Annotated in this window: 10 protein-coding genes; 3 read left to right on the top strand and 7 right to left on the bottom strand. The window is 59.5% G+C overall.

Annotation, left to right across the window (positions count from 1 at the left end):
- The first annotated feature begins 74 nt into the window (after positions 1–74).
- From B30_RS17185 to B30_RS17175, 3 genes are all read left to right on the top strand, one after another.
- A complete protein-coding gene (locus B30_RS17185; RefSeq protein WP_009573421.1) occupies positions 75–1877 on the top strand; it encodes an acyl-CoA dehydrogenase in 1803 nt (600 codons plus the stop codon).
- Positions 1878–1934: 57 nt separating this feature from the next.
- Positions 1935–3110: an acetyl-CoA C-acyltransferase family protein gene (locus B30_RS17180; protein WP_009573420.1), complete on the top strand. Its 1176-nt coding sequence runs from the start codon at positions 1935–1937 to the stop codon at positions 3108–3110.
- 66 nt (positions 3111–3176) lie between these two features.
- Positions 3177–3596, top strand: coding sequence for an acyl-CoA thioesterase (locus B30_RS17175; RefSeq protein ID WP_009573419.1), 420 nt, complete (start codon positions 3177–3179; stop codon positions 3594–3596).
- 147 nt (positions 3597–3743) lie between these two features.
- Here B30_RS17175 and B30_RS17170 read toward each other — a convergent pair whose 3' ends face one another.
- The 7 genes from B30_RS17170 to modA all read right to left on the bottom strand — a co-directional run bounded on the left by B30_RS17170 (position 3744) and on the right by modA (position 11091).
- Complete coding sequence (locus B30_RS17170; RefSeq protein WP_009573418.1) at positions 3744–5168, bottom strand: gamma-aminobutyraldehyde dehydrogenase; 1425 nt, start codon at positions 5166–5168, stop codon at positions 3744–3746.
- A 19-nt stretch (positions 5169–5187) separates the two neighbouring features.
- Positions 5188–5997, bottom strand: a complete 810-nt coding sequence (locus B30_RS17165) for an ABC transporter permease (protein ID WP_009573417.1) — start codon at positions 5995–5997, stop codon at positions 5188–5190.
- Positions 5987–6943 carry an ABC transporter permease gene (locus tag B30_RS17160; protein ID WP_009573416.1) on the bottom strand — a complete coding sequence of 319 codons (957 nt, stop codon included), beginning with the start codon at positions 6941–6943 and terminating at the stop codon, positions 5987–5989. Before B30_RS17160 ends, B30_RS17165 begins: the two co-directional genes overlap by 11 nt.
- Positions 6940–7923: an ABC transporter ATP-binding protein gene (locus B30_RS17155; protein WP_009573415.1), complete on the bottom strand. Its 984-nt coding sequence runs from the start codon at positions 7921–7923 to the stop codon at positions 6940–6942. Before B30_RS17155 ends, B30_RS17160 begins: the two co-directional genes overlap by 4 nt.
- A gap of 77 nt (positions 7924–8000) precedes the next feature.
- Positions 8001–9164 carry an ABC transporter substrate-binding protein gene (locus B30_RS17150; protein WP_009573414.1) on the bottom strand — a complete coding sequence of 388 codons (1164 nt, stop codon included), beginning with the start codon at positions 9162–9164 and terminating at the stop codon, positions 8001–8003.
- Positions 9165–9285: 121 nt separating this feature from the next.
- A complete protein-coding gene (locus tag B30_RS17145) occupies positions 9286–10188 on the bottom strand; it encodes a LysR family transcriptional regulator (protein WP_009573413.1) in 903 nt (300 codons plus the stop codon).
- A gap of 132 nt (positions 10189–10320) precedes the next feature.
- Positions 10321–11091 (bottom strand): molybdate ABC transporter substrate-binding protein, encoded by a 771-nt coding sequence (modA, locus tag B30_RS17140; RefSeq protein ID WP_009573412.1) that lies wholly within the window; start codon positions 11089–11091, stop codon positions 10321–10323.
- Between the last annotated feature and the right edge of the window lie 9 nt (positions 11092–11100).

Below are 11100 nucleotides of genomic sequence, written 5' to 3'. Positions count from 1 at the left end.
CCGACTTCGGCCTCGTCGCCGATTTGTTCGATGCTGTGCCCGAATTGACATCAAAGCTCTAAAAGGATTGAGCCATGACCTATCACGCCCCCTTGCGCGAAATTAACTTTATCCTTGAAGATTTATGCAACCTGTCCGGGCTTTCTGCTCTGGACGGATTTGAGGATTTCACGCCTGAAACCATCGAGGCCATTTTGCTTGAGGCCGGAAAATTCGCAAATGATGTTCTGGCGCCTTTGAACCATCAGGGCGATGTCGACGGTCTTGGGTTCAAGGATGGCAAAGTCACCATGCCACGCGGCTGGAAAGAGGCCTACACCAGTCTGGTCGAGGCGGGTTGGAACAGCCCCGCCGCAGAGCCCGAGTTCGGCGGTATGGGGCTTCCGGTGTTGGTCAACACCTGCATCCAGGAACTGTTCAATGGGGCGAATATCTCGTTTCAGCTCTGCCCCTTGCTGACCCAAGGTGCTATCGAAGCACTGGCCGCCTATGCCGATCCAGCGCTTCAGGCGGTCTATCTTGAAAAGATGGTTTCGGGCGAATGGGCTGGTACTATGAACCTGACCGAACCACAGGCCGGGTCGGACTTGTCGCAGGTGCGGTCCAAAGCGGTGCCCAAGGACGATCATTATCTGATCAGTGGCCAGAAGATTTTCATCACCTATGGCGAACACGATATGGTCGACAACATTGTCCATCTCGTCTTGGCGCGTTTGCCCGATGCGCCCGAAGGCACCAAAGGGATTTCCCTGTTCGTGGTGCCGAAATTCTTGCCGGATGCCGAGGGTCAGCCGGGTGTCGCCAATGATCTGCGTTGTGTGTCGATCGAGCACAAACTGGGGATTCACGCCAGCCCGACCTGCACCATGGCCTATGGCGACAATGAGGGCGCAATCGGCTATTTGGTCGGTGAGCCGAACCGTGGTTTGCAATACATGTTCGCAATGATGAACAACGCGCGGCTGAACGTCGGGCTTCAGGGCATTGGCGTCGCTGAACACGCGTTTCAAACCGCCGCGTATTACGCCTCTGAGCGCAAACAGGGCGCTGTCACAAATGGCACCTCGCCTGCGCCGATCATCCAGCACCCCGATGTCAAACGGATGCTGGGCGTGATGAAAGCGCAAACCGAAGGTGCACGTATCCTGGCCCTGCGCGCCGCCTTGTCCATCGACATGGCTGAACGCGCCCCTGATGCGGACATTCGTGCCCGTCATCAACGCCGGGTGGATTTGCTCATCCCGGTGGTCAAAGCATGGTCGACTGAAATGGCCGTAAGCGTGGCCTCTCAGGCGGTGCAGGTGCATGGTGGTATGGGCTATGTCGAGGAAACCGGCGTGGCGCAGTTTTACCGCGATGCTAAAATCACCACGATCTACGAGGGCACGACCGGTATCCAGGCGATGGACCTCGTTGGGCGTAAAATTTTGCGAGACCAAGGGCTTGCGGTAAGCGAAATCGTATCCGACATCCGCGCCAGTGCGAATGCGCTCGCCGATGAGGGGGAAGGTGCGCTTGACGTCAATCTCATGCGTCGCAGTGCCCATGAGGCCGCTGATTTGATCGAAAAATCCTGTGAATGGCTGCTGGCCGCTCAGGTCACGGATGCGGCCTTGCCGCTCGCCGCCGCGCAAAGCGTGATGGATGTGTTCGGCATGAGCCTCTCGGCGTGGTGTTTGATCGACAGTGCGGCGGCGGCGTCGCGTCATCTTGCAGTCGGGGATGGTGACGCTGCGTTCTGGCGGTATCGCATATCCCTGGCCGAATGTTTCATCCATCATATTTTCCCGATGGCACAGGCGCGCCTGACCACCATGCGCAATGGATCGTACAGCGTGATCGGGCTTGAGCCTGACATGTTGGCACAGGCAAGCTGATTGGATTTTGGCCCCGCCGCAGCGATGATGCGGGGCCTTTCACATAAGGATTGAGAGATGACTGATATTGTAATTCTGGGCGGGGCCCGGACCGCGATTGGCACCTTTGGTGGCGCATTGGCCGGGATGCCGCCGATTTCGCTTGCGGCGCATGTGACCAAGGCCGCTTTGGAACGCTCTGGCACCACGCCGGATCAGATCGGCACCGTGGCCTTTGGCCATGTGTTGAACACCGAACCGCGGGACATGTACCTCAGCCGCGCCGCCGCGATCGAGGCGGGGATGGCGGTTGAGACCCCGGCGATGAACGTGAACCGGCTTTGCGGGTCTGGCATTCAGGCCATCGTGTCCGTGACGCAATCCCTGATGCTTGGCGATGCCGAGTTTGGTCTTGCCGGTGGCGCGGAATGTATGAGCCGCGCGCCCTATATCGTTCCCGCGATCCGTTGGGGGCAAAAAATGGGCGACACGGGGGCGACCGACATGATGCTCGGCGCGCTGACTTGCCCGTTTGGCACCGGACATATGGGCGTGACCGCCGAAAATGTTGCGGCGGAACACGGCATCACCCGCGAGGCGCAGGATGCCTTTGCCTTGGAAAGTCAAAACCGCGCCGCTCAGGCGATTGCCGAGGGCCGGTTTGCAAGCCAAATCATCCCGGTCGAGATCAAGACCCGCAAGGGCGTCACCGTGTTTGACACCGATGAGCACCCCAAACCAAGCTCCATCGAGGCGTTGGCCGGTCTGCGCACCGCGTTCCAAAAAGACGGCACAGTGACGGCGGGCAATGCCTCGGGGCTTAATGATGGGGCCGGGGCGATTGTTCTGGCGCGTCGTGATGCCGCCGAAGCGGCGGGTCTGACCCCGACATTCCGCATCGTTGGCTATGGCCACGCTGGCGTGCGCCCCGAGGTGATGGGCGTCGGTCCGATCCCGGCTGTGCGCAATGTGATGCAGAAAACCGGCCTCGCGGCGGGGGACTTTGATGTGATTGAATCAAACGAGGCCTTTGCCTCTCAGGCGATCGCGGTCAGCACGGCGTTGGGATTTGATCCCGCGCGGGTGAACCCGAATGGCGGTGCCATCGCTCTTGGTCACCCGATTGGGGCCACGGGCGCGATCATCACACTGAAACTGATGTACGAGCTTGAGCGCATTGGCGGCCGCTATGGTCTGGCGACGATGTGCATTGGTGGCGGGCAGGGCATCGCGCTTGCCATTGAGCGGCTGTAAACGCGCGGGGTCGGGGGTCAAACTCCGGCCCCGCGTTTGAACGATCCCTTCGAAAGGCCTTTTGAGATGACCAAAGCAGAGCCCATCGCCGTCGCACAACGCATCGCTTTTGGCGACTGCGATATTGTCGGCATCGTCTACACCGGGCGTCTGCTCAACTATGGCGTCGAGGCGATTGACGAATTCTACAAACAGGTGGTCGGGCGCGGGTGGTTCGAATTTTGTACGGACCACAAGCTGGCGACGCCCTTTGTGAATGTGACTGTGGATTTCCGCAAACCGGCAACGCCGCGTGACAAGCTGATCTGTCACGTTGCACCGACCCGGCTTGGCCGCACCTCGATTGTCTTTTCCGTGGTTGGCAGGCAAAACGATGCGATCTGTTTTGAGGGCAGCTATACCTGTGTGTTCACCTCTATGGACACGCTGGAAAAACAGGCCCCGCCCGACTGGCTCGCCAAGGCGATTGCTCCGTGGGTCGATTAAATGTCAGGCAGGGCTGTTTTAAGACGATAAGCCGACGATGTGGTGGGTCTGCCCGATGTCTTGGCTTTGAGCATCCGCACGTCAACAAATGCCGACCGCAGCCTGTGCGGTCGGCTTTATAGGTCTTGAGACGCAATCGCGCGGGGATCAGTGCGCGACCATCACATGGCGCACGACGGAGTAATCTTCGAGCGCATAGGACGACATATCCTTGCCATAGCCGGATTGTTTCATCCCGCCATGGGGCATTTCGTTGGTCAGCATGAAATGGGTGTTCACCCAAGTGCAGCCATATTGCAGACGCGACGCGATCTGCATGCCTGTGGATACGTTTTTGGTCCAAACTGAGGACGCCAGACCGTAGTCGCTGTCATTGGCCCAAGTGATCGCCTCCTCCGCATCCGCAAAGCGGGTGACGGAGACGACAGGTCCGAACACTTCGCGCCGGACAATCTCGTCCGTTTGCAACGCGCCCGCGACGACGGTCGGTTTGTAAAAGAAGCCATCGCCATCGGGGATGTCGCCGCCTGTGGTGACCTCGATGTGATTGGCCTCGCGCGCACGGGCCACGAAACTGGCGACCCGATCCCGTTGGCGCAATGAGATGAGCGGGCCCATTTCATTGAGGCTGTCATCCGGGTTGGCATATTCGATCTGCGAGACGGCATCGGTGAGTTTGCCGACGAAATCATCATAGACCGAGGCCTGCGCATAGATGCGGCAGGCGGCGGTGCAATCCTGACCCGAGTTGTAGAACCCAAAGGCGCGCAGACCCTCGACCGTGGCGTCAATATCGGCGTCCTCCATCACGATGACCGGGGCTTTGCCGCCGAGTTCGAGATGGGTGCGTTTGATCGTTTTATTGGCTGCATCCAAGATTTTGCGCCCGGTGGCGATATCGCCAGTGAGCGAAATCATCGCCACTTTCGGGTGGTTGATCAGGGCGGAGCCGACGGTTTCACCACGCCCCAGGATGATGTTCACCACGCCTTCGGGCAGGACATCGGCAAAGATTTTGGCCATGGCCAGCGCGGTCAGCGGCGTTTGTTCGGAGGGTTTGAACACCACCGTGTTGCCCGCCGCGATCGCCGGAGCGATTTTCCACGCCATCATCATCAACGGATAGTTCCACGGCGCGATGGAGGCGACAATGCCGATGGGATCGCGGCGGATCATTGAGGTGTGACCTTCAAGATATTCGCCTGCAATCGGCCCGGTCATGCAGCGCACGGCACCGGCGAAAAAGCGGAAGCAATCGACAATGGCGGGCAATTCGTCGTTGAGCGCCAAAGGCCCCGGTTTGCCGCAGTTGAGCGCTTCGAGTCCGGCGAGGGTTTCGGCCTGCGCCTCAATCCGATCCGCGAGTTTCAACAAATATCCCGAGCGCGCGGCGGGCGTTGTGCGCGACCATAGTGCAAAGGCTTTCTCCGCCGCCGTCACCGCCGCCTCAACTTGGGTCAAAGAGGCTTCGGGCAGGGTGGTGATGATCTCACCTGTGCGTGGATTAAAGATGCTTTCTTCGGTTTCGGTGCCGCGGACGAGCGTGGCGCCGATCAGCATTTGGGTGTCCATGAGAGTCTCCCTGTTTTCGTTATTTATCGGACCCGGCGGTGTGTTCGCCGTCGCGTGTGAGGTAATAGGCGGCCAAAATCGGCAGCACGGTGACGATCACCACCGCCATGGCAACCACGTTGGTCACCGGGCGTTGACGGGGGCGGACAAGTTCTTCGAGCATCCAGATCGGCAGGGTGGTTTGGTTGCCTGCGGTGAATGTGGTGACGATCACCTCATCGAAACTGAGTGCAAAGGCCAACATTCCGCCCGCAAGCAGGGCGGTGGCGATATTGGGCAGGATGACGAGCAGGAAGGTCTGAACCCCATCCGCGCCCAAATCCATCGCCGCATCGACCAGCGCGCCAGAGGTCCGGCGAAACCGCGCCACCGCATTGTTGTAGACGATCACGATACAAAAGGTGGCGTGACCCAAAACGATGGTCCATGTCGAAAACGGAATGTCCAAAAGCGAGAAGGCCGAGCGCAGCGAAATCCCGGTGATGATGCCCGGCAAAGCGATGGGCAGGATCACCAAAAGCGAGATGGTTTCACGGCCAAAAAAGCGCGAGCGGGCCACGGCGGCGGCGGTGAGCGTGCCCATGATCAAGGCCAGAGTGGTCGAGATCGCCGCAACTTTCAGCGACAAAGCCAAAGCCTCCCAGACATCCGCCCGTCCTAAGGTGACGCCGATCCATTTCGTGGTCAGGCCGGGGGGCGGCCATTGAAAGCTCTTTTCCTCGGTGGTGAAGGCATAGACAAAGATCAGCGCAATCGGGGCGAGTAAAAAGATCAGCCCGCCGATGGCCGCAAATTTCAGACCCAGCGGGGCGCGGGAATTAGAGTGCATCGAAAGCCCCCATTTTGCGTGCGCCCCAGAGGTAAATCCCCATGATGACGATCGGAACGACGGTGAACGCGGCGGCCAGCGGGATATTCCCGGCGGTGCCTTGTTGGGTGTAGACGGCTTGACCAATAAAGAGCCGCGAGTTGCCGACAATTTGCGGCACGATGTAATCGCCCAAGGTCAGCGAAAAGGTAAAGATCGACCCGGCAATGATCCCCGGCAGAGCCAGCGGAAACAGCACCATGCGGAAACTTTGGCGCGGTGTGGCGCCGAGATCAGAGGCTGCTTCCAACAAGGCCCCCGGCACGCGTTCAAGCGACGCCTGAACCGGAATGATCATGTAGGGCAGCCAAATATAGAGGAACACGAGAAAGGTGCCGGTGTAGCTGACAGAAAGTGAATTGCCGCCGATGACGGGCAGGCTGAGCAGGCCATCCAACAGCCATGTCAGATGCAGCTTGGCAAAGAGCCACGTCAGAATGCCCTCTTTCGCCAGCACCAGTTTCCAGGCGTAGACCTTGACCAGATAGCTCGACCACAGCGGCAACATCACCCCGATGTAAAACAGCGCTTTCCACTTGCCCTTGGCATAGCGGGCCGCGAAATAGGCGATGGGAAAGGCCAGTACGGCGGCGGCGATGGTGACTGCGGTGGCCATGGAGATCGTGCGCAGGATGATGTCGAGGTTATAGGGGCGCAGCAATTCGCCGTAGGTCTTGAACGTGAATTCCCGCACGACGATGCCAGAGAACTCGTCGATGGAGAAAAAACTTTGGATCAGGAGTGCGATCAATGCGCCGATATAGACGATGCCAAGCCAAAGCGTGATCGGCAGCACCATCAGGAACACGAACATGCGCGGGTGACGGATCACCCAATCGACCATGCGCGAGAGGGGCCCGCTTCTGGGCGTGAAAATCGCCGATTGCGTGGTATCGAACCCGCTCATGCCTCACGCTCCATAAGATGCGCGCGGGCGGGGTCCCACGACACGCGGGTGGTCTCGCCAATTTCGGGGGTGGTTTGATGCGCCGGGATGAGGGCGGTCAGGCTTTGACCTTTGATGTCGAGCGATAGTTTGGTCACCCGCCCGTGGAAAAACGTGCCTGTCACCGTAGCTTCGCGTCCATTGGCATCCAAGATGATGTCTTCGGGGCGCAAAGAGGCCCATTGGTCCGAAATGCCAACCCCAGCCAGATCGGCGGGCACCACATTGGACGAGCCAACGAAATCCGCGACAAACCTTGATGCGGGACGGCGATAAATATCTTCGGAACTGCCGATCTGTTGGATTTTGCCGCCCGCAAACACCGCCACGCGGTCTGCCATTGACAGGGCTTCGTCCTGATCATGGGTCACGAACACAAAGGTCAGACCCAGTGCGCGTTGCAGCTTGCGCAGCTCTTCTTGCATCTGTTCGCGCAGCTTGAGATCAAGCGCACCCAGCGGTTCGTCCAACAGCACAACCCGAGGTTTGTTGATCAACGCCCGTGCCAAGGCCACGCGTTGACGTTGACCGCCCGACAATTCGCCCGCCCGGCGCGCGCCGTAGCCCGCGAGTTCAACCAGCTCAAGCGACTCTTCGGCGGCACGATGCCGTTCGGCGCGCCCCACGCCTTTGACGCGCAGGCCAAAGGCCACGTTGTCGAGCACATTCATATGTGGGAACAGGGCGTAGTTTTGAAACACCGTGTTCACATTGCGCAAATAGGGCGGCACACCCTCGGCGCGCTCGCCAAAAATCTCGATCCGCCCGGCGGTTGGTTGTTCGAACCCGGCAATCAGGCGCAGACAGGTGGTTTTGCCGGAGCCGGATGGGCCAAGCATGGCAAAAAATTCACCATCGCGAATGGCCAGATCGACCTCATCTACGGCTTTCACGGTTCCGAAATGGCGCGATACGCCTCGGAAGGTCACTGCATCAGTCATTGTCAGTCTTTCAGGGGGAGCGGGCTTTCAGGGAGAAGGTCGGGCCGGCCCGAAAAGGCCGGTCCGTGGGGGGAAGATCAGCGGCCGCCAATCACACCGATGTAGTCGGAGACCCAGCGGTAATACGGCACACAGGTGCCTTGGCTTTCGCAGCTTGAGACCGGGGTTTGCCAGAATTTGATCCGGTCAAAATCGTCCAACCCGTTCTCGGAACAGCCTTCGGCGGTCTGCATGCCAGAGCCATCGGTACAGGCCTCCGGCACAGACGGCACGGCACCAAACCAGACGGACAAATCCGATTGCAGGTTGGAGTTCAGCGAATGCTCCATGAACTGATAGGCGCAATTCGGGTGCTCGGAGTCGGCATGCAACATCAAGGTGTCGGCCCAACCGCTCGCGCCCTCAGACGGGATGGTGGAGGCAACGGGCACACCGTCGGCTTTCAGCAGGTTGACCATGAACGGCCAAGAGGAGGACGCCACCATGCCTTCGTTTTTGAAATCGTCGATCTGGATGAATGCATCATGCCAATAGCGCGAGACCAATGTACGCTGGGTGCGCAATACGTTCAGCGCCGCGGCGTATTGATCCTCGTTCAACTCATAGGGGCTTTCGATGCCAAGCTCCGGCTGATGCGCCATCAAATACATCGCCGCATCGGCGATATAGATCGGGCCATCATAGGCCTGCACCCGGCCAGTGTTGCTTTCGCCATCGGGCAGGGTCATTTCTTCGAACACCACATTCCAGCTGGTTGGAGCCTCCGGGAAAACCTCGGTGTTGTACATCAACACGTTCGGGCCCCACATGAACGGCGTGCCGTAATGGGTGCCTTTGACCGTGTGCCACGGCGCATCTTTCAGACGGTCGTCGACGCGTGACCAGCTTGGGATCAGGTCAATATTGATCGGCTGGACCCGGCCGCCCGCGATCAGACGCAGCGAGGCATCGCCCGATGCGGTCACCAAGTCAAAGCCGCCTTCGTTCATCAGCGCGACCATTTCGTCCGAGGTGTTGGCGGTTTTGATCTCGACCTTACAGCTTGTGGCTGCTTCGAATTTGGTCACCCAATCAAAGGCCGCATCGGTTTCGCCGCGCTCGATATAGCCCGGCCATGCGACGATGGAGACGGTGCCTTCGCCCGCACCAAGTTCGGTCATCATATCGGCGGCGGAAAGCGGCACTGCGGTGGCGGCGGTAAGTGCAAGACCGGAGGCACACCCTTTGAGAATCTTTTTCATCTTCGGTTTCCCTGTTGCTGCGGGAGTCAAAGCCCCCTTGGGCGACAGGGTGGGAGAGCGGGTCCGATTTCACAAATTCAATTCTCAGGTTTTGGGTATCGAAAAAATTGATACCGATGAATTACTTCGTGTTTTTATGGGTTTGTGCCGCCAAAACAAATTCACGCGTCGGACGGGATAGTGGCGAGCCTTTGCGCCAGACGGTTCCAACCTGCACAACGGGCAGACTTCCCGACACATCGCGGGACACAATCCGGTCGCCTTCAAGCGACCAGCGGCGATACACCATCTCCGGCAAAAGCGCGATTCCCGCGCCCGTGGCCACCAAAGAGCGCACCGCCTCGACAGAGCGGGTGCGAAATGCGACACGGGGGCGGGCACCAAAGGCCGAGAGCAACTTGCGCGTGGCCTCTTCGATCTCATCAATCCGCAGCATGATCATCGGCTCATCGGTCAGATCCTCGATCGACACCGAGGGCCGGGTGCTCAACTCATGGCCGTTGGGCAGCCAAAGCTGATAGGGCGAGGTGTCGATGATCTCGGTCTGAAGCGCCATCCGGTCGCGCAGATTGGTGGTCACCATCACCGCCACATCCAATTCGCCGCCGATCAAAAGATGCTCAAGATAATCGCCACTGTCCTCCACAGCCGTCACTTCAACTTTGGGGTTGGCGCGGCGAAACCGGGCTAGAATATCAGACAACACATAGCCCGCGACCAAGGAGGTCACGCCGACATGCAAGGTACCGGACAGGGTTTCGGCCTCTTGCGTCAGGGCAAGGCGGGCATCCGAGACGCCAGCCAAAATGCCGGTCGCATGGCGCAGGAATTGATGGCCTTTGTGGGTGATGTCGAGACCGCGCGGATGGCGGTCAAATAGGGGCACGCCAAGGTCGGTTTCCAACTCGCGAATGGCCTCGGTCACCGCCGATTGCGAGATCGCCAAGGCCTGTGCCGCACCGGACACGGTGCCGACCTCCGCCACAGCGATGAAGTACCGCAGTTGTTTGAGTGTGAACGCCATGTGTTTCCCTTCCGCCGGTCCGTCTTGGGACAGACCGCGCCCGCCGCCTCCCGTGTCACAGGTAGGTTGCAGGCGGCTCGGCTTGTCAAGCGATGAGGTGACGCTGGGACGTGGCGTAGGGGGGGGCGCGGGTTACTGCGGCACTACGACAAAGCCCTGACGTTCGAACGCTGCGCGGGCGGCGCCGCTAAGCAGGTAATCCAGAAACGCCTGTGTCGCCTCATCATCATGCTCGGCAATTGCGGCGGCGGGGTAGACAATCGGCGGGTGGGTGTCTGCCGGAAAGGTTGCCACCACGCGCACGTCATCTTCGGCAACCGCATCTGTGGCATAGACGATCCCAAACGGGGTTTCTCCCAGCGCCACAAGCGAGAGCGCGGCGCGGACATTGTCGGCTTGGGCCACCAAAGGGGAGAGTTGATCCCATAATCCCAGCGCCTCAAGGGCAGACTTGCCATAAATTCCCGCCGGAACCGCATCGACCAGCGCCATCGCCAGCCGATCCTTGCCAAGCGCCTCTGGCAGATCAGAAATCTCCATCGGGGTGGCGTCTTGGCCATGGGCGATCAGCACGAGGGTATTGTTCAGGAGATCAAAGCGGGAGTCCTGCGCAAGCAGCCCGTCGTTTTCCAAAACATCCATCCAGTCGGGATTGGCGGAGATGAACACATCCGCAGGCGCGCCCTGTTGGATTTGTCGCGCGAGGGCGGAAGAGCCCGCAAGCGAGACGATGAGGTCATGCCCGGTGTCAGTTTCAAACGCCTGTTCGATTTCGGCCATCGCATTGGTCATGCTGGCAGCGGCAAAGACGATCACCTCTTCGGAATGGACGGTGAGGGGCGCGCAGGTGAGGAGGAGGGTGGCGGTGAGGCGGGCAAAGGGCAGGGACACAAGCAACTCCATTCAATATGT

The sequence above is a fragment of the Celeribacter baekdonensis B30 genome (assembly GCF_000299875.1).
GTDB lineage: Bacteria > Pseudomonadota > Alphaproteobacteria > Rhodobacterales > Rhodobacteraceae > Celeribacter > Celeribacter baekdonensis_A.
The sequence above is the reverse complement of the archived record's forward strand: the minus strand, read 5'-3'. Positions and strand labels throughout refer to the sequence as shown.

Bases quoted from the DNA above. Each gene is read 5' to 3' on its own strand.
- B30_RS17150 (WP_009573414.1), bottom strand. From the start codon at position 9,164: ATGAAAAAGATTCTCAAAGGGTGTGCCTCCGGTCTTGCACTTACCGCC.
- modA (WP_009573412.1), bottom strand. From the start codon at position 11,091: ATGGAGTTGCTTGTGTCCCTGCCCTTTGCCCGCCTCACCGCCACCCTC.
- B30_RS17145 (WP_009573413.1), bottom strand. From the start codon at position 10,188: ATGGCGTTCACACTCAAACAACTGCGGTACTTCATCGCTGTGGCGGAG.
- B30_RS17165 (WP_009573417.1), bottom strand. From the start codon at position 5,997: ATGCACTCTAATTCCCGCGCCCCGCTGGGTCTGAAATTTGCGGCCATC.
- B30_RS17170 (WP_009573418.1), bottom strand. From the start codon at position 5,168: ATGGACACCCAAATGCTGATCGGCGCCACGCTCGTCCGCGGCACCGAA.
- B30_RS17180 (WP_009573420.1), top strand. From the start codon at position 1,935: ATGACTGATATTGTAATTCTGGGCGGGGCCCGGACCGCGATTGGCACC.
- B30_RS17175 (WP_009573419.1), top strand. From the start codon at position 3,177: ATGACCAAAGCAGAGCCCATCGCCGTCGCACAACGCATCGCTTTTGGC.
- B30_RS17185 (WP_009573421.1), top strand. From the start codon at position 75: ATGACCTATCACGCCCCCTTGCGCGAAATTAACTTTATCCTTGAAGAT.
- B30_RS17155 (WP_009573415.1), bottom strand. From the start codon at position 7,923: ATGACTGATGCAGTGACCTTCCGAGGCGTATCGCGCCATTTCGGAACC.
- B30_RS17160 (WP_009573416.1), bottom strand. From the start codon at position 6,943: ATGAGCGGGTTCGATACCACGCAATCGGCGATTTTCACGCCCAGAAGC.